The organism is Anaerocolumna xylanovorans DSM 12503 (genome assembly GCF_900143645.1).
Classification (GTDB): Bacteria; Bacillota; Clostridia; order Lachnospirales; family Lachnospiraceae; genus Anaerocolumna; species Anaerocolumna xylanovorans.
On the sequence record NZ_FRFD01000003.1, the window covers coordinates 1,239,577 to 1,257,413 of the forward strand.

The following is a 17,837-nucleotide window of genomic DNA, read 5'->3' on the forward strand; positions in this document are numbered from 1 at the left end:
CCTGATAACAGATTAAGTTATAGGAGGGCTCACAATGAGTAAAATTTTATTTGTTAATGGAAATCTGCACGGACACTTTAACCCCACACTCCCGGTTGTACGGGAATTAATATCCCGCGGCGAAGAAGTCTGGTATTTTGCTTCCGATAAATTTAAAGAAGAACTTGAGACTGTCGGTGCACATTTTATCAGTACGGGTGCTGAAATAGATAAATTTAACCAAGGCTTTGCTCCAAGCGGAAATCATCCATTCTATACTCTTTTGGAATATAAAGTAAAATATGACAAGGCAATGATACCTGTCCTATTAGAACAAATAAAAGGGCTGGTATTTGATATTCTGGTATTTGATTCCTATTTTGGTGCAGGCAGTTTTCTGCCCGGGATTCTTAAACTTACTTCTGTCTGTTCTACAACAACCTTTGCAATACCTAAGCTGCCGCTTACAGATGACCAGTTATTAAGAGGCTGCCACCCACAGCTGGATGAATTCTACCGCGTTCTTGAGGAGCAATGCTCTTATTGGAAAGTTCCTGTACCGGATGCTGCACAATATTTCTTAGTGAAAGGAGATGTTACCCTTGTTTATACGGCCAGAGAATTTAATCCCGGCGGAGCTTCCTTTGACAATACCTATGCTTTTGTAGGACCCTCCATATCGAATAGAGTATTTGCTAATGAATTTCCCTGGCACAAACTTGGCGGAGATAAGCTGATTTTTATATCCATGGGAACAATTAATACGGCTCTTGCGGACTTTTATAAGATGTGTATAGAGGCCTTTCGGGAATCCGGGTATCAGATTGTGATGTCCATAGGAAATAAAACGGAAATTTCATCTCTTGGGACAATTCCTGACAACTTTATTTTATCCCGGCAGGTTCCTCAATTGGAAATACTTAAACGTACTGCTCTTTTTATCAGCCACGGAGGCCTAAACAGTATTAATGAAGCAATTTACTATGGTGTTCCCTGCATCGTTCTGCCTCTTGCAAATGACCAGTACATCACAGCAGCGCAGGTTGCAAAAATGAAAATTGGAATTCCTCTTGCCTTTCAAGAGGTTTCCGCGGCAACTCTTAAAAGTACAACTGATGAGATAATCAGCACTTCCTCCTATCAGGAAAACATTCAAAAATTAAGAGATGTTTTTCAAAATGCCGGAGGTTATTCTAAAGCAGCGGATGTAATTCAACAAACAGGAGGAACATATCATGGCAATAAAAAATAAAACCCGCTACGCAATTCTTGGAATACTTAGTATCCATTCAGGAACCGGATATGACATAAAAAAATACTGCGATACGGTAATAGTAAATTTCTGGAATGAGAACTTCGGGCATATATATCCTGTACTTAGTCAGTTGTTAAATGAGGGCCTAATTAAAACAGAAAACAGCCCCTCTCCCAGGAAAAAAATCTATGCCATTACGGAACAGGGAAGAACAGAATTCTTAAACTGGCTTATAGAACCGGCAGAATATCAGCCGGTAAGATCGGAATTCCTTCTTAAGCTTACCTTTTCCAGCAATCTCCCGAAAGATAACATCATTAGCATGCTTACAGACTACCAGCAGATGCATCATGAACGGCTTACAGGATATAAAAAAATTCAGGACGATTTGAAAAAAGGGATAACTGAAATTACACCGCACAGGGAACTATTTCTTTACGCTCCGCTGCGTTATGGTATTCTAAGCACAGAGGCCGTAATTTCCTGGTGTGACGAAATCCTTATGGCACTAAGAAATAAGCTTTAGACAAAAGAATGGAAATCCGGTAAAGAAACTGCTAAAATGGTAGTCATGACAAGATTACAAGAAAGACCAGCCCAGAAAGGAATTACCATGATAGAAAAAACCATAAAACTATATGATGAAAACAGCTATTTATCAGAATTTAGCGCAAAAGTTCTCTCCTGCAGGGAAATAACATCTTCCAAAGGCAATAAAGTATACGAAGTAATATTGGATGCTACAGCCTTTTTCCCGGAAGGCGGCGGACAAGCCTGCGATGCCGGTTACCTTAATGAAATAGAAGTCACGGATGTACAGGAAAAAGAAGAAATAATATACCACACGCTGACTGCTCCGGTTACGGAAGGTCTAACGGTAAAGGGTGAAATCAACCATACCCGCCGGTTTGACTTTATGCAGCAGCATACCGGTGAGCATATCCTCTCGGGTCTGGTTCATAAACATTTCGGCTATGATAATGTTGGTTTTCATCTGGGAACAGATATTGTCACCATTGATTTTAGCGGTGTGCTAAAAGAAGAGGATTTAAGAACAATGGAGGAAAAGGCAAATGAGGCGGTGTTTCAGAATATACCGGTAACTGCCTGTTACCCCTCCGATGATGTGTTAAAAGCCATGAATTACCGCAGCAAAAAGGAATTATCCGGTGCCGTACGTATTGTTACAATCGAGGGAATCGATACCTGTGCCTGCTGTGCTCCTCATGTTAAATTTACAGGAGAGGTTGGCCTGATTAAAATCGTATCCTTCCAAAGTTATAAGGGCGGCACCCGTCTGGAAATCCTATGCGGAGGCAGAGCTTTAAGGGATTATAACCGAAAGGAAAAGAACATCCAAAATATTTCTGTCCTTCTGTCTGCTAAGATATACGATACCTCTGAAGCCGTAAAGCGTTTAAAAGAGGAAAAGTCAGCCCTGGAGGGAAAGCTCTCCTCTCTTTCTCTGAAACTTTTGTCCTGCAAAGCAGAATCCGTTCCCTTTGGAGCCGAACCCTATGCTGTCTTTGACAGTGAAATTGAAGACAATCAGCTAAGAAATTATGCCAATCTGTTAAAGGAACGCAGGGAAGGCATTATCGGAATCTTTATCCCAACTATAAAAGGCACAGATCCCGCAAAGAATTCCCTTAACCAGCAGGAATACCGCTATATCCTCTGTTCTAAAAATACCGATATAAGACCTCTTGGTTCAGAGCTGAACAAAACCTTTAACGGCAGAGGCGGCGGCAGCAAAGAAATGGTTCAGGGAAGCGTTACCGGAAACAAAGACGAAATTGAGTCATTTATAAACAATTACAAGGATTAAACATATTTCTAACTCTAAAACCATACCTAAAACCAAAGGAGCAAGCCCTTATACAGATAACCGCATCTTGGCCTGCTCCTTTTACTGTTCCTCATTCAGTTAAGTCTGCAAAAGTTCCTTGTACAAACTTCATAAGAGCTGTCGGCTCTACCTCCATCTGTAAGCCTCTGACACCGGCACTGACTGTCACTGTCTCAAAAAGCTGGGCTGTTTCGTCCATAAAGGTAGGATATTTTTTCTTCATTCCTACAGGTGAACAGCCGCCTCTGATGTAGCCGGTAAGGCCTAATAAATCCTTTTGATGAACCATTTCAATCTTTTTCTCCCTGGTAACAAGGGCCGCTTTTTTTAGACTAAGCTCTTCCATAACGGGAATGCAAAAGACATAGATTCCTTCTTTTCCACATGCAACCAGAGTTTTAAATACCTGCTCTTTGGGTACTCCTATCTGAGCCGCCACATGCTCACCGGATAAATTTTTCTCATCCGGTTCATATTCATAGGTTCCATAGGAAATACCCGCCTGTTCTAATAGTCTCCCTGCATTGGTTTTATTCTTCATGAATTTGTTCATAGAGAGGTTTTCGCACCTTCTTTCTTGTTACTTCCACCAGATTCAGTGCTGTCATATCCACTAATACAGTTTTTATTGGGTCTTTTCTTAGCCGTTCTTCGAAAAACCGCATAAGCTCTTCTCTGGCTCCTCTATCTTCCATATCAATAAAGTCTATGATAATAATTCCTGAAAGGTTTCTTAGTCTGATCTGCATTGCGATTTCTTCTGCCGCTTCCAGATTAATCTTAAAAAAGGTCTCCTGCACCTTTCTCTTTCCGTAAATAGCCTTACCGGTATTCACATCAATGACTGTAAGGGCTTCTGTCGGCTCAATAATTATGGTTCCGCCGGATTTTAACCACACTTTTTTCTTAAGGGCATTTTCCAGCTTTAGATTAATTCCATAAAGCTTACTTAAAGAAAGGAGGTTATCTTCATAGAATTTAAGCTTATCCATATCTTCTTTCTGATATCTGCCAAGATAAGCAGCAATCTCCTCATACAGCGCTCTGTCATCGGTTATTATTTCTGCTATGGCTTCCGAAAGCCCATCCCTGATATCACACAGATAACCGGGTAAGGTTCGGTAGACCATAGAAAAAGGAGTTTTATGCCTTGCATGGTTTAAGGTTTCAGAATAAACAGAAACAAGTGCTTCCGCTTCTTCTTTTAGTACGGAATCTTCCGCGTTAGCGGCATTGGTTCGTACAATAAACCCATAATCAGCATTCTTATAGGCCTCCATAAGATTTTTAAGCCGTCTTCTTTCCTCTTCATTCACAATCTTCCCGGATATGCCAATCATGTTGTTCCCATGAGTAAGAACCAGATATTTTCCGGTAAAATTAAGTCCTGTCGCAGCAACCGGCGCCTTGGTCTTTACATCAGCCTTTGCAATCTGAACCAGTATTTCATCACCAACTACCAGCTTTTCATTCTTTTTGGAGTTTAGGAATATGGGACTTCTTACTTCCTCCAAAGAAAGGTAACACATTTTCCCTTTTTCATACTCTATAAAGGCAGCAGCAATATTGGCAACGATATTTTTCACCTTACCCACATAGATATTCCCAAGGGAATTTTCCTCCTGCGGTCTAAACACATTGACCTGGAGCATTTCACTTTCTTCAAATAAAGAGGATATAATCCTGTCCTCTTCTTTTGTAATAATAAGTTTATGCTTCATATCCCACCTCGGACAAAGGGATATAGTTTCTATCCTTTGCTTCCCCGTAAAGCTCAAAGCGGTGCATCTGGAAAGCAAATTCGTTATAGGGTATCCCTGCATATTCACAGAAAGCCTCCATCACAAGTTCGGGCTTTAGATTATCTACACTGCCGGAGGAAAGCTTTAAGTAAACCTTAACACCGTTATCGTAACTTTCTGCAAGACTTTTTTTAGCGGAATCCTCACCCAAAAATTCTATATCTGTAAAAGCAAAGAAATAAATAAAGGGCCTGATATCTGTTTCTTTCTCACTTTTTTTCGATTTTTTTAAAATAGTAATGTTCTCCTGTGCCATAAAAGCAGTGAATTTCTTCTGGAATTCTTCTATTCCAAAAAATTCATAGCCATCCTTTACAGACACCAGATAATCCGCGGCAGCAACACTTGCCATTGCATTTTTCGCGCCCTCGTTTAGTACCACCATGTCCGTCACCTGGATAAATTCATTCATGGCATCATTTAGCTTCTGTAACAAAACCTGCTTGTCCGGAAGGCTGTTAAAAGAAACATCCAGATATTCTCCTTCACTGGTAAGCCCCACTCCAAGAGGCGAAGCAAAGGACATAACCTGGTGAGGGTTAAAGCCCTGGGAATATTCTACGTCAAGACCAGCTCTTCTTACTGCCTTCTGGAAAAAGCGCATAATATCCAGATGTCCGATGAATTTCACAGGTCCTGTTTTTATAAATTTCATTCGTACCATCATAGAGCACTTACCTCCTCGTTTCTTGGAAGATAGCAGATACCGCCGCCAAATTCCATGGCTCCGCAATGGGAACAGGCCATCTTACAATTTGGAGTGACCTTTTCTTCCCTGGCATTTTTGTATTCCCGCAGTAAAAAGGCTTTGGAAATACCTGCATCAATAAAATCCCATGGAAGGATCTCATCCTCTTCCCTATCTCTGCTGGTATAGAAGTTAATATCAATAGCGGTATCGGCAAAAGCCTTAACCCATTTTTCATTAACAAAGAACTCCGTCCAGGAATCAAAAAGGCATCCTTCCTTATAAGCTGCCAGGAGAGCCTTAGCTGTTCTTCTGTCACCTCTGGCAAAAACACCTTCCAGTACACTTAGTTCTGCTTCATGCCAGTTGTACTTAATACTCTTCTTATTTAACTGTTCATTAAATTTTGCTCTAAGGAAATGCTGTTTATTCAGGTATTCCTCTGTGGTATCCATTCTTGACCACTGAAAGGGTGTAAAGGGCTTTGGAACGAAGAAGGAGGTACTTGCAGTAATGCCTACCTTGCCGTTTCTCTGATCCTTAGGGATAGTATAGTATTCTCTTGCAATCTTGTCCGATAATACGGCAATCCCTTCAATATCCTCTTCTGTTTCCGTTGGAAGTCCTAACATAAAGTACAGCTTCACCCTATTCCAGCCGCCGTTAAAAGCTTCCATGGCACCGGAAAGAATGTTCTCTTCTGTGAGCCCTTTATTGATAACATCACGAAGCCTTTGGGTTCCCGCTTCCGGGGCAAAGGTTAAGGAGCTCTTTCTTACGTCCTGCACCTTGTTCATAACATCAAGTGCAAAGGCATCTATACGCAGGGACGGAAGGGAAATATTAACCTTCTGCCTGTTACATTCTTCAATCAGAAAATACACTAACTCCTGTAAGCCGGAAAAATCGCTGGAGCTTAAAGAGCTTAAAGAAATCTCCTCATGTCCGGTAGCACGAAGCATTTCGATTGCATATTCCTTTAAAAAGTCCATGCTCCGCTCTCTGACAGGGCGGTATACCATGCCTGCCTGGCAGAAGCGGCACCCTCTGATACAGCCTCTTTGAATCTCAAGCACTACCCGGTCCTGGGTCGCCTTGATATAGGGAACCAGAGGCTTCTTAGGATAGTAGGTATTTTCAAGCTTCATTTCAACTTGTTTCTTTATCTTATCCTTAGCATGGGAATTATTTTTCGTAAAGCTTTTTATGGTACCGTCTTCCTTATAGGTAACATCATAAAAGGATGGCACATAGATGCCTTCTATTTCAGCTATTTGCTCTAAATATTCCTTTCTGCTGCCTCCTTGTCTTTTGTGCTCCTTATAAATATCTAACAACTGATTGTAAACCGTCTCTCCCTCTCCGATATAGAAGAAATCAAAGAAATCAGCAAGTGGTTCCGGATTATAGGCACAAGGCCCTCCTCCCAGCACAAAAGGGTCCTCCTCTGTCCTGTCTTTTGCCAGCAAAGGAATGCCTGATAAATCAAGGACTTGCAGTACATTGGTGTAGCACATCTCATATTGGAGAGTGATTCCAAGAAAATCAAAATCTTTAATAGGAGCCTGGGATTCCAGGGCAAAGAGCGGAATATTCTTCTCCCTCATAATCTTGTCCAAATCAGGCCAGGGGGAGTATACTCTCTCACAGTAGGTATCCTCACGGCGGTTAAACATATCATAAAGAATCTGTATACCAAGGTGGGACATGCCAATCTCATAAACATCGGGAAAGCACATACAGAATCTGATATCAACAGCTTTTGTATCTTTTACAACCATATTTGTCTCATTGCCGATATACCTGGCAGGCTTGTCTACGGTCATTAATATCTCATCGGATAAGACCAGCTTATTCATTTTAATTCTCCATTTCTTTTGTTGTTTTTCTAAGGCCTGCAGTACTAACCGGGTCTTAGAAAAACACATTGGTTTACATAATATAATTATGTGAATCAATGTGCCATTCCTAAAAACTTAAATTTTATTATAGCCTAATGAAAGTAAAAAAACAATCTATTTGTACAGGGGAAGTCACTTAAACTTATCCAAAACTGACACAAAAAAATCCTGTGCCTCTTTTACCCCTATACTATCTGATATCTGGTCCTCAATCATGCTTACATTTACCTGTTTTATGTGAAAATTAAATTGATCCATTAAAAGTACAGTAAGAAATAAAAGACTCGCACATATTAAACGGATCAAGAAAATCTTCATTCCGGTTTTCTGTCCCGTTCCTATGTCTTCTTCCCCATACAGGCTTCCATCTCCTGCCATAAGCATCTCTTTATTCCGGTATGCAATTTTCGCTTTGCCATTTATGTTTGCTGACTGGTTTCTGTTACAGCTTTCTCTGGCAAGCCTTATGTATTCTGCTCTGTTAGGTACCATAAATTCTTCCTGCTTATCCATAACCTCATCCTTTCTGCACTTCTCTTTATTGGAATGCCCATGTCCATCTTTATGAATATACGACTCAAATAGCATAATTCTAGCATATTATATTCCCCATCATGGCCTGGTTATGCCTAAAATTCTTGTAATTTTACTATTGCCAGCTATTATGATTTCTGCTATAGTAACCTTAGTCAAAAACGAATATAGCAGAGTAGGATTTCGTGCGTTAAGTGTCACCGGAACGGGGAGTTGTCCGGTGAACGAAAAGGTAAAACTTGCGGTACGATTTTCGCATCCCGCTGCTACATGACAGGGCATACCTTCTCATTGTAGCACTTGTTTTTGCAACAATTAAGAAAAGGAGGTAGCACTATGCATTATTTTAAGTTATTAAAGGAATCTTCACAGGAATTAAAGAAGCTTAACAATCTGCTTATCTGCGCCATGCTCTTGGCTCTGTGCGTTGTCTTTGGTCTGTTTGGAACAGTAATGCTGGGACCGTTTATCCGTATCAGCTTTTCCTATCTTCCTTACGCCCTTGGCAGCATGCTCTTTGGACCTGTAGCAGGCGGTATTATGGGAGCCTTAAGTGATATTCTAAATTATATCCTCGCACCAAAAGGCGACTTCTTTCCCGGCTTTACTCTTAATGCCATTATATCCGGAATGGTTTACGGTTTCGCCTTTTACAAGAAAAAGATTACCGTAAAGAGGATTGTTATCACAAAGTTTATATTGGTAGTTATCGTTGATATGCTGCTAACTACCCTCTGGCTTTCTATGCTCTACGGCCAGGCTTTTATAATTCTTCTGCCGGCCAGAGTGCTGAAAAACATCATTATGCTCCCCATAGATGTTACAATGCTTTACTTTGTACTTACAAAACTGCCGGTTTTGATTACAAGTAATAAAAAAGCACGCAGTTAAATTTACATAATTATATTATGTAAACCAATTATGTGTTTGGCATTATTTCAGTATCTGTGAAAAGCTCCATGTCTTCCCAAATGAATTGCTTAGGGAAAGGCATGGAGCTTTTTTAAACAGCACCAAAAATACTGATTACTATCTGTGAAACAATTGAAAAACTTTTTTTTTTCATATATAATGTTTCTAACTACTTAAAGGAGGAAATATAAAATGTCAGAGAATGTTTATGATATTTTATTGGAGCGCGGGTTTATTGAACAGACAACCCACGAACAGGAAATCAGAGAATTACTGGGGAAGGAAAAAGTAACCTTTTATATAGGCTTTGATGCTACGGCAGACAGTTTGACAGCAGGACACTTTTTAACGGTTATGGCTATGATGCATATGCAGCAAGCCGGTCACAGGCCTATTGCTCTGCTTGGCGGCGGTACTACCATGATTGGTGACCCTTCCGGAAAATCCGATATGAGAACTATTATGACCAGGGAAACCATCCAGCACAATGCGGACTGTTTCTATAACCAGCTCTCCCGCTTTATTGACTTTGACAATGATAAGGCTATCATTGCAAATAATGCAGACTGGTTGTTGAATCTGAACTATGTGGATTTCTTGAGGGAAGTAGGCGTTCATTTTTCCGTAAATAAGATGCTTACGGCAGAATGCTATAAGCAGAGAATGGAAAAGGGTCTTACTTTCTTCGAATTCAACTATATGATTATGCAGTCCTATGACTTCCTAAAACTCAATCAGATGTATGGCTGTACCTTAGAGCTTGGCGGCAATGACCAGTGGTCGAATATCCTTGGCGGCGTAGACTTAATCCGCAGAAAAGAACAAAAGCCCGCTTACGGACTTACCTTTAAACTCTTAACCACCAGCGAAGGCATTAAGATGGGTAAGACCATGAAAGGTGCTGTATGGCTGGACCCCAATAAGACCTCACCTTATGAGTTCTACCAGTACTGGAGAAACATCGAGGACGTTAAGGTGGAAGAATGCTTAGCACTTCTTACCTTCCTTCCTATGGATGAAGTCAGACGTCTCGGTGCTCTTAAAGATGCAGAAATCAACCATGCAAAGGATGTATTAGCCTTTGAGATTACTAAGATTGTTCACGGAGAAGAGGAAGCCATAAAAGCCAGAGAAGCATCCAAAGCATTATTTGGCGGCGGTATGAAATCCGAAGATATTCCTACAACCTTTTACAAAGAAGAACAGTTTGCCCAGGGTATTGATTTGATTACCCTTATGGCGGACGGCGGTCTTGCTGCTTCCAGATCCGATGCCAGAAGAAACATCCAGCAGGGCGGTGTAACCGTTAATGATGTTAAGATTACGGAATTTGACAAGGTATTTACCACTGCTGATATGGATTCCGAAGGCATGCTTCTTATCCGAAAAGGTAAAAAAGCATACCATGCTTATAAAATTGAGGCATAATGTATTCTAAATAATATAAAAAACTTTAGGAGGTAATGTCTATGCCCTGGTGTCCTGAATGTAAAGCAGAATATGTAGATGGAATCACCACCTGTACAACTTGTGGTGTTCCCTTAGTTGACAGCCTGGAAGAGACGGAAAAACAAGTAGAATTTCTAAATACGAAAAAGGAAGTCTTTGCAAAAAGATTCATTGAATTCCTTGAGTATTCCAATGTCAAAAATGCTTCCTATTCTTACAAGGAGGAAGAGGAATCCTACGTGGTGCTTATTGATAAAAAGGATCAGAAGCAGGTAAAGAAGCTCTATGATGCTTTTTATTCGGTGGAATCGGAAAAAACCTTAAAGGCAGCCGCTGCAAAAGGCAGCTTGACCTCCGATTCAGCTGATTTTAAGAAAGATTTATCTGAAGATGATGAAGCTGCCGAACAGGCTTATGCAGAATCAGCCTATGAGGATGCTGCCTATGAGGAAGAGGAACCCTCCGCTGAAACAACGGATGACTCTGTGACGCCAGAGGAGGATCTGGAAGATGAAATTCCGGAAGAACTCTTTGAACAGGAAGAGATTCAGGGAATCTTTGAAAGTGCCAGACCTCCCGTAGTAGAATCTGCAACCTATGTAAAAAAGGAAGAACAATATAAGGATTTAAGCTCTTCTGCTTCTTCTTTTATCATTGTTTCCATTGCAGGTCTGGTGTTACTGGTACTTAATGCCGTAGGTGTAATTTCTATTTTTTCCGGAGCACTTTCCTATATTGTTATGGGTGCTGTCCTGATAGCCTTTCTTATAATTGGAATTGTCACCTATAAGAAAAGCAAGCAGGTAGAGAAAGAAATCAGCGAAGAGAATTCCGTTACCGATACCATCCAGGAATGGCTGGAGGCCAACCTCACAAAAGAACAGGTAGATGGTTTTTCTAATGCATCCGCCTCTGAAGAAGTCCAGTTCCTGCAAAAGTTAGAAAAAATGAAAGCCATGGTAGTTGCAAAATTCGGTGAAATGGATGATAAATTCCTTGACCGCCTTATGGAAGAATACTACGACGAACATTTTGAAGAGGATTCAGACGAAAATTAATAACATATAATATTCTTAATAGAAGGGCTATTGCAAAGTAATTTAAAATGCAACAGCCCTTCTTCTAATCCTTCTTTTTATGAAATTAACTAAAGATATCCTCAAGCTCCTCTTTTGTAAGGGAATTGATAAATACCTCCTGTGACTGTATGACCGAGTCAGACAAGTTCTTTTTCTTAAGCTGCAATTTGTATATCTTCTCTTCTATAGTTCCCTTGGTTATAAGCTTAATGACATGAACGGAATTCTTTTGCCCAATACGGTATGCCCTGTCAGTTGCCTGGTCTTCTACTGCAGGATTCCACCATGGATCATAATGGATAACGGTATCTGCTCCGGTGAGATTAAGTCCTGTTCCTCCGGCCTTTAAGGAGATCAAAAACACCTCTCCTTCTCCCTGGTTAAAGCGTTTTACGTATTCATTGCGATCCTTTACCTTTGTAGAACCCTCCAGATAAAAGCTTTTGATATTACTTTGCTCCAATTCCTTTTCAATCAAAGAAAGCATGGAGGTAAACTGGGAAAATACAAGTATTCGATGTCCGTTCGCCAGACAATCCGTAATAATTTCCATCAGCAGCTCAAGTTTACCACTGCCGCCGCTATAGTTTTCAAGAAAGGTTCCGGGATGACAGCAAATCTGACGCAATCTTGTTAATGCCGCCAGAATTTTCAGCTTGCTTTTCTGTAACCCCTTTTCCTGAATCTCAATATTTATTTCATTCTTAGCATTTTCAACGTAAGCCATGTAAATCTTACGCTGTTCTTCCAGCATATCCGTTAACATCTTTGTTTCTACTTTATCCGGAAGCTCCAATAGTACATCTTTCTTCATCCTTCGAAGGATAAAGGGAAGAATCCGCTTATTCAAATCTTCCAGGACCCCTTGTTCTTCCCGCATAATAGGCTTCTCATACTGATTGACAAACCTTGCGTGGTTAAAAAGATAATCCGGCATAATAAAGTCAAAGATGGACCAAAGCTCCGACAGGGAATTCTCAATGGGAGTACCTGTTAGGGCAAAACGATGTTCCGCTTCCAGTAACTTTACCGATTTGGCGTTAAGAGAATCTGCATTCTTGATATATTGCGCTTCATCAATAAATACCGTATGGAAGCAATGCTGCTGATAAAAGCTGATATCTCTTCTGATTAAGGGATAAGAAGTAATCAGTACATCCGTTTCCTCCGTATTTTCTATCAGTTCCTGCCTTTCTTTAGGAGTCCCCGTAACTACTGCCGTACGAAGCATCGGAGCAAAATTCTCTATCTCATCCTGCCAATTGTAGGTTAGGGAGGAAGGGCATACTATCAGAAACTTCTTGTCCGGATATGTTTCCTTAACGGCTGCGATATAGACAATTGTCTGAAGAGTTTTACCAAGTCCCATGTCATCGGCCAGTATCCCTCCCAATTGATTTGCAGACAATGTCATAAGCCACTTAAAGCCAATTACCTGATATCCTCTTAATTCTGCCTGGATTCCTTTTGGAATCTCATATTCAATACTGCTGGGATTGATAATTGCCTCTACCAGACGGTTAAAGCTTTCTTCCTTAACCACCTGATATTTGCTTGTATCCAGTACATTATTCAGATAGACTGCCGCACTTTTGGGAACACCCACAGTCTCTCCGTTCATATCTCCTGCCACACCCAGATTGTTTAGAACATCCCATACACCGGAAATGTTGTCATCCTCCAGATTAATAAAGCTTCCGTCCTTTAACCGGTAATACTTCTTTTTCAAGCGGAAGGAACGGAACATTTCCTTTAATTCTTCTCCCGGGATTCCTTCATAATTCAAATCCATTTCCAATAGATTCAGTCCATTGCTGACCCGAAGGCCAGCCCTTACATTACCGGGAGCTTTGATATTTATTTTCTTAAAGCCTTCTGAATAATAAAGCTCACAAAATTCTGCCAGCTCATGGATGGAACCGGTCAGGAACTGGTAGATTTCATCGTCATTGCGCATAAAAAAGCCATGCTGCTTTGGCTGAAATCCGAGTTTATCCAAAAATTCAATGCAATGCTCTTCCTTTTCCGGCTGTCTGACAATAATAAAATTGTCAATGGGGGCATTATCAAAGGCATTGAATTCATAGGTGCCATAGCGGAATTTTAGCTCTGCATGGATATTATTCTTGCTTCTGTCCAGATATACGATAGGTTCCAGGTCCGCAACAATAAAACGGTCCTTTATTTCCTTCGGAACGTTTAACTTTAGTGTTTCTGTAATTCGCGGCAATACGGTTTCCAGAAACTTATTTTTATTCTGTCCTCTGAATACCAATGCTTCTTTGTTGACACCTAAGTTGTTATAAAAGGGCAGATAATTGTTTAAAAAGCGCTTGGTAGGCTTATAGATACAATCTTTAAAGAATAAAAGCTCTCCCGACTGCATAATTGGAATTACTCCGTTGTTTTCAGCATAATCCATGATAATCCCGTCTTCCTCCAAGGATAAATCATAGTTTAACACTGGATTGTCCTGCCTAAAAACAACTTCTTCATAGGTCTTGCCATAAAGCTCTAAGGCAAAATCCATACCCTCTAAAAGCGTAAGCAAACGAAGCAGCATATTTTTCGTAAGGATTACATTGGTCTTTGAAAATAGCCTGGAATAAAACAGCTTATCAATACCTTCCTGAATTTCATAGATTTCCAGTATATAATCCAATATCTTCTGCGAATGCTTATCAAATTTACTCTCTCCGGGAATGAATTTGAATTCCTTTCCGATAATGATTGTCTCTTTATTGTACATATCCGAAAGAAACTTCTTTACCGTCTGCACCTTATAATAATGGTGATTTCCCACCCTTAAGGATAACAGGGCCGCTCCCATATCTCCCCTGATAATACTTGGAATAGACAACGCAGGCTTAATATGGAAGGTCTCACCCTTTGTTATGGCATCTTCCTGATTGTTAAAATATCCAAGAATCTGATAGACTAATTTTTCTTCCGGATTTTCGGGCTCCTCCATCATGGAACGCTCTACATAATTCAACACGAAGAAAAGAGCTGCAACTACATGGCGGCAGGCTCCGTTATCCTTTATGTGTTCCGGGCAATTGCATTTATAATCAAAGGATCCATCTTCGAAAACCTGAACAATCACCTGGTATTCAAAGGTATCCTTTACTGTAATACGATATTGATTCTTATGACCTGACCAGGTTGCATTTACGATACAATTCTGCTTATAATTCTGCAAGCCTCTTGCATAGGCGGTTTCGCTGGCTGCCAAATTTCTAATTCCCATTCTGGATAACCGTATCATTTCAGTCTCCTTTTTCCTGTCCATACTTTGCATCATTATATTATAGCATATACTAAAATACTTTGTTAAGCAAAATCCGTATGAAATGCAAAGAAAATAAAGAAAAAAGAGATATGTATATTATAGGCAATACTCCTTGGCAGATACCCTCTGCCCTTCTTTCTCATAAGATTTGGTATTTCTTTTGGAATATTTTGATCTGTCTTTTATCATAAAGATAATTCCTGATACAAGACAAAGAATTAATCCGATAAAAGGGATAAGCATCCTGCTTAACTCTTCACCGCCATCTATGATGTAATAGGTCTCCCAAAAGAAAAAAAGCAGGGACAATGCCGCATAAAGAAAACCTATTTTAATCATGTGGTATTTACATTTATTTTTACAGATGCTCTGCTTTTTCATACTAATCCCCCTTTTGACCGTTCTGCGCTTTAATAATTAGACGACGCAAAAGGAGGAAAAGTTTCAGAAAATCGTCAGAAATATGAAATAAATTTGTCAGAATTATAATAGCAGTACTAATTGATACCTTATATCACTTCATATGACGCCATATCCTGTAAAGTTTTTGAAAGCAATAGGTAAAATCTATCTTTTCAACCGAATTCTTCGTAAGAATTGGAACCACACCTATAATAGCATCTCCGATATAATATTTTGCAGTTCCCACTTGTGTATCAGACACAACCGGAGCCTTTAATATTGATGGAAGGCTATAATCAACGCGGACCTCTTCTCCTTTTCTTATTAAAAGCGAAATATCTCCTTCATAATAAAGATAGGCATAATTCTCTTTCCCTTTCACTACAGCAACCGGGTCGAATTTCTTGTCGGTATAAAACACCTGCTTCATCTCATAGTTCTTCATACCGTAATCCATCAGGGATTTGGTATCTGCCCATTTATAGTTCTTATGAGGCGGCCAGCCGGAGCCAAGTACCGTGGATATAAAGGTCTTACCGTCCTTTTGAACAGCTCCTACGAAACAATAACCGGCTTTTCCGGTAAAGCCTGTTTTGATACCGATAGCCCCATCATAAATGGACAGAAATCTGTCCTTGTTATTTACCGCGAAGGTCCTTCCTTTGGTAATATCAGTAAACTGCCAGGAAGGTGTATTGATTATGTTTAAGAATTCCTTATTTTTTATGGCATAGCTTGCAATCCGGGACAATTCTACTGCTGTGGTGTAATGCCCGTCAGCATCCAGACCGTTAGGTGTTACAAAACTCGTATGTTCGCAGCCTAATTCCTTTGCCTTTGCATTCATCATCATGGCAAAACAGGTGACAGAGCCTCCTACATGCTCTGCTATAGCTACTGCCGTATCATTATGGGATTCTAGCATCAGGGAGTACAATAAGTCTCTAAGATAAAATTTTTCACCGGCTATCATGTTTAACTGGACATCCGGCATACTGGAAGCGTATTTTGAGACAGTCACCACATCATCTAAGTTGGCATTTTCCAGGGCAACAATACAGGTCATAATCTTGGTTGTGCTTGCCATGGGAAGCTCTTCGTAGCCATTTTTCTCATAAAGTACCCTTCCGTTACTGGCATCTACTAAGGCAGCGGCTTTGGCAGTTAAACTACTCTTCTTTATACCATCCTCGGCATCCGTATCTGACTTTGTTTTCGTTTCCTTCGTTTCAACATTTCCTGACGGTTCTTTCTCTTGCTTCTCCTCTTTTACATTTCTTTTCTTTATGTCGGGGTTTTTTTCTTTTAATAACTCCTTGGTTACCAGTCTGTCATATGTAAGCTGTTTTAATACAGCATTATACTGAACTGTGGAAAACACTGCCAGCACAATAATGATAAGAATTATTGATATTATCCGATTTTTCATATCAGCGGCATCCTAAAATATCCTTATCAATATTCTATTGCATGCCCCTTTCGGATATCCCATATTTTGAAAGAAACTGATGTTAATTCCCGTGCATATCGCAGGTGCCAGTAGATTGCTTGCAATCTACACGCTACTGTCCAAATAGAAATTGAAAAATACACTGCATTTTTCAATCTAATACCTCACTGCCAGCTCCCCGCACAGGTTTGTCTGCAATAATTTCACCAAATCTTCATAGGAATCCGTACAGCTAAGCCCCCACATAAGCTTGGTATACACTGCCTCCGTAGTCATGTCATAGGCAGAAAGAATCCCGTTTTTCTTTGCAGTCATTCCCACTTCATAGGTATCTAAGTTTACCCCGTCATAAACACACTGAGTTGCCATGATAACCGGTATCCTCTTACTGGCAAGAAGGTCTATCTTAGCCATAAGTTCCTTATTGTCTACCGGCATACCTCCAAGGCCATAGCCTTCAATAATAACTCCCTGGTAGCCTTCCTTTAATATATAGTCAATGAGGGAGGCCTCAATCCCCGGTATCATTTTTAAAACAAATATCTTTGGTATCTTCTTATCCTTTAATTCCAGTATCTTTAACCCTGCATCATGTTCCTTATCCTTCATATCCCTGTATTCCTGGGTAATAAAAAGCTTATTGTCCTTTATAACTCCTACATAAGGGTAATTGCAGCTGATATAAGCATCTTTATTAATAGAGCTTCGTTTATAAGCCCTGGTACCATTGATCACCTTATCATGGAATACAACAAACACTCCCTTTAACCTGGAATCTCCGGCAGCTATTACAGCATCCCTTAAATTCTTACCTCCATCACTGTCCTTGTAGGACAGGGGTATCTGTGACCCTGTAAGAATAATGGCCTTATTCACTTCCGCAAATAAAAAGGAAAGCATTGCAGCACTGTAGGACATGGTATCCGTACCATGCAGGATTACGATTCCATCATATTTATCAATGCTCCGTTGTATGGAGTCCTTTACAATATACCAGTCTTCCGGAACAATATTGCTGCTGTCTTTATTAAACACCGTCTCCACATCAATCTCATATTCACCTGAAAGCTTTAAGAGCTTTTCATTCAAAAGCTCCGTTACATCCTCTTTTACAGGTTTTAGCCCTTCTGCTGTCCTAAAACTTAATATCGTTCCGCCTGTTGTTAATACAAGTACCCTTTTCAAGGTCTTTCCCCCGCTTCTGTTTATTCTGTAATGCATTCTGCGTTTATTCAAGGTGTATTA

General features: G+C 40.2%; 15 protein-coding genes and 1 riboswitch. Of the genes, 6 read left to right on the forward strand and 9 right to left on the reverse strand.

The window, feature by feature from the left end; all coding sequences use genetic code 11:
* Positions 1-34: 34 nt before the first annotated feature.
* From BUF11_RS05285 to BUF11_RS05295, 3 genes are read left to right on the forward strand one after another with little or no spacing between them, the layout of a single operon-like run.
* A complete protein-coding gene (locus BUF11_RS05285; RefSeq protein ID WP_073587685.1) occupies positions 35-1,231 on the forward strand; it encodes a macrolide family glycosyltransferase in 1,197 nt (398 codons plus the stop codon).
* Positions 1,215-1,760, forward strand: a complete 546-nt coding sequence (locus tag BUF11_RS05290; RefSeq protein WP_073587686.1) for a PadR family transcriptional regulator — start codon at positions 1,215-1,217, stop codon at positions 1,758-1,760. Before BUF11_RS05285 ends, BUF11_RS05290 begins: the two co-directional genes overlap by 17 nt.
* Positions 1,761-1,805: 45 nt before the next feature.
* Positions 1,806-3,062 (forward strand): alanyl-tRNA editing protein, encoded by a 1,257-nt coding sequence (locus tag BUF11_RS05295; RefSeq protein WP_242952316.1) that lies wholly within the window; start codon positions 1,806-1,808, stop codon positions 3,060-3,062.
* 91 nt (positions 3,063-3,153) lie between these two features.
* On the opposite strand, the gene ybaK is transcribed toward BUF11_RS05295, so the two are convergent.
* From ybaK to BUF11_RS05320, 5 genes are all read right to left on the reverse strand, one after another.
* Positions 3,154-3,636: a Cys-tRNA(Pro) deacylase gene (ybaK, locus tag BUF11_RS05300; RefSeq protein WP_242952317.1), complete on the reverse strand. Its 483-nt coding sequence runs from the start codon at positions 3,634-3,636 to the stop codon at positions 3,154-3,156.
* The gene (locus BUF11_RS05305) at positions 3,614-4,804 is read right to left on the reverse strand and encodes a ribonuclease E/G (RefSeq protein WP_073587688.1); all 1,191 of its coding nucleotides are present in this window, start codon (positions 4,802-4,804) and stop codon (positions 3,614-3,616) included. The genes ybaK and BUF11_RS05305 overlap by 23 nt, the downstream gene beginning before the upstream one ends.
* Complete coding sequence (locus tag BUF11_RS05310) at positions 4,794-5,552, reverse strand: TIGR03936 family radical SAM-associated protein (protein ID WP_073587689.1); 759 nt, start codon at positions 5,550-5,552, stop codon at positions 4,794-4,796. Before BUF11_RS05310 ends, BUF11_RS05305 begins: the two co-directional genes overlap by 11 nt.
* The gene (locus BUF11_RS05315; protein WP_073587690.1) at positions 5,549-7,432 is read right to left on the reverse strand and encodes a TIGR03960 family B12-binding radical SAM protein; all 1,884 of its coding nucleotides are present in this window, start codon (positions 7,430-7,432) and stop codon (positions 5,549-5,551) included. Before BUF11_RS05315 ends, BUF11_RS05310 begins: the two co-directional genes overlap by 4 nt.
* A gap of 174 nt (positions 7,433-7,606) precedes the next feature.
* Positions 7,607-7,987, reverse strand: a complete 381-nt coding sequence (locus BUF11_RS05320) for a hypothetical protein (RefSeq protein ID WP_175561978.1) — start codon at positions 7,985-7,987, stop codon at positions 7,607-7,609.
* Between the two features lie 190 nt (positions 7,988-8,177).
* Positions 8,178-8,276, forward strand: a riboswitch (THF riboswitch).
* 68 nt (positions 8,277-8,344) lie between these two features.
* Between BUF11_RS05320 and BUF11_RS05325 the strand changes: the two genes are divergently transcribed.
* The 3 genes from BUF11_RS05325 (at position 8,345) to BUF11_RS05335 (ending at position 11,427) form a co-directional block, all read left to right on the forward strand.
* Positions 8,345-8,899 (forward strand): folate family ECF transporter S component, encoded by a 555-nt coding sequence (locus BUF11_RS05325; protein ID WP_073587692.1) that lies wholly within the window; start codon positions 8,345-8,347, stop codon positions 8,897-8,899.
* A gap of 213 nt (positions 8,900-9,112) precedes the next feature.
* Positions 9,113-10,348 carry a tyrosine--tRNA ligase gene (tyrS, locus tag BUF11_RS05330; RefSeq protein ID WP_073587693.1) on the forward strand — a complete coding sequence of 412 codons (1,236 nt, stop codon included), beginning with the start codon at positions 9,113-9,115 and terminating at the stop codon, positions 10,346-10,348.
* Positions 10,349-10,389: 41 nt separating this feature from the next.
* Positions 10,390-11,427, forward strand: a complete 1,038-nt coding sequence (locus BUF11_RS05335; protein WP_073587694.1) for a hypothetical protein — start codon at positions 10,390-10,392, stop codon at positions 11,425-11,427.
* Positions 11,428-11,512: 85 nt separating this feature from the next.
* Here BUF11_RS05335 and BUF11_RS05340 read toward each other — a convergent pair whose 3' ends face one another.
* The 4 genes from BUF11_RS05340 to BUF11_RS05355 form a co-directional block, all read right to left on the reverse strand.
* Positions 11,513-14,716 carry a DEAD/DEAH box helicase gene (locus BUF11_RS05340; protein WP_073587695.1) on the reverse strand — a complete coding sequence of 1,068 codons (3,204 nt, stop codon included), beginning with the start codon at positions 14,714-14,716 and terminating at the stop codon, positions 11,513-11,515.
* Between the two features lie 120 nt (positions 14,717-14,836).
* The gene (locus BUF11_RS05345) at positions 14,837-15,121 is read right to left on the reverse strand and encodes a hypothetical protein (protein ID WP_073587696.1); all 285 of its coding nucleotides are present in this window, start codon (positions 15,119-15,121) and stop codon (positions 14,837-14,839) included.
* A 133-nt stretch (positions 15,122-15,254) separates the two neighbouring features.
* Entirely contained in the window at positions 15,255-16,571 is a 1,317-nt protein-coding gene (locus tag BUF11_RS05350) for a D-alanyl-D-alanine carboxypeptidase family protein (RefSeq protein WP_084558459.1), read from the reverse strand.
* Positions 16,572-16,748: 177 nt separating this feature from the next.
* Positions 16,749-17,777, reverse strand: a complete 1,029-nt coding sequence (locus BUF11_RS05355; RefSeq protein WP_073587957.1) for an asparaginase — start codon at positions 17,775-17,777, stop codon at positions 16,749-16,751.
* Between the last annotated feature and the right edge of the window lie 60 nt (positions 17,778-17,837).

Bases quoted from the DNA above. Each gene is read 5' to 3' on its own strand.
- BUF11_RS05285 (WP_073587685.1), top strand. From the start codon at position 35: ATGAGTAAAATTTTATTTGTTAATGGAAATCTGCACGGACACTTTAAC.
- BUF11_RS05290 (WP_073587686.1), top strand. From the start codon at position 1,215: ATGGCAATAAAAAATAAAACCCGCTACGCAATTCTTGGAATACTTAGT.
- BUF11_RS05295 (WP_242952316.1), top strand. From the start codon at position 1,806: ATGACAAGATTACAAGAAAGACCAGCCCAGAAAGGAATTACCATGATA.
- ybaK (WP_242952317.1), bottom strand. From the start codon at position 3,636: ATGAACAAATTCATGAAGAATAAAACCAATGCAGGGAGACTATTAGAA.
- BUF11_RS05305 (WP_073587688.1), bottom strand. From the start codon at position 4,804: ATGAAGCATAAACTTATTATTACAAAAGAAGAGGACAGGATTATATCC.
- BUF11_RS05310 (WP_073587689.1), bottom strand. From the start codon at position 5,552: ATGATGGTACGAATGAAATTTATAAAAACAGGACCTGTGAAATTCATC.
- BUF11_RS05315 (WP_073587690.1), bottom strand. From the start codon at position 7,432: ATGAATAAGCTGGTCTTATCCGATGAGATATTAATGACCGTAGACAAG.
- BUF11_RS05320 (WP_175561978.1), bottom strand. From the start codon at position 7,987: ATGGATAAGCAGGAAGAATTTATGGTACCTAACAGAGCAGAATACATA.
- BUF11_RS05325 (WP_073587692.1), top strand. From the start codon at position 8,345: ATGCATTATTTTAAGTTATTAAAGGAATCTTCACAGGAATTAAAGAAG.
- tyrS (WP_073587693.1), top strand. From the start codon at position 9,113: ATGTCAGAGAATGTTTATGATATTTTATTGGAGCGCGGGTTTATTGAA.
- BUF11_RS05335 (WP_073587694.1), top strand. From the start codon at position 10,390: ATGCCCTGGTGTCCTGAATGTAAAGCAGAATATGTAGATGGAATCACC.
- BUF11_RS05340 (WP_073587695.1), bottom strand. From the start codon at position 14,716: ATGATACGGTTATCCAGAATGGGAATTAGAAATTTGGCAGCCAGCGAA.
- BUF11_RS05345 (WP_073587696.1), bottom strand. From the start codon at position 15,121: ATGAAAAAGCAGAGCATCTGTAAAAATAAATGTAAATACCACATGATT.
- BUF11_RS05350 (WP_084558459.1), bottom strand. From the start codon at position 16,571: ATGAAAAATCGGATAATATCAATAATTCTTATCATTATTGTGCTGGCA.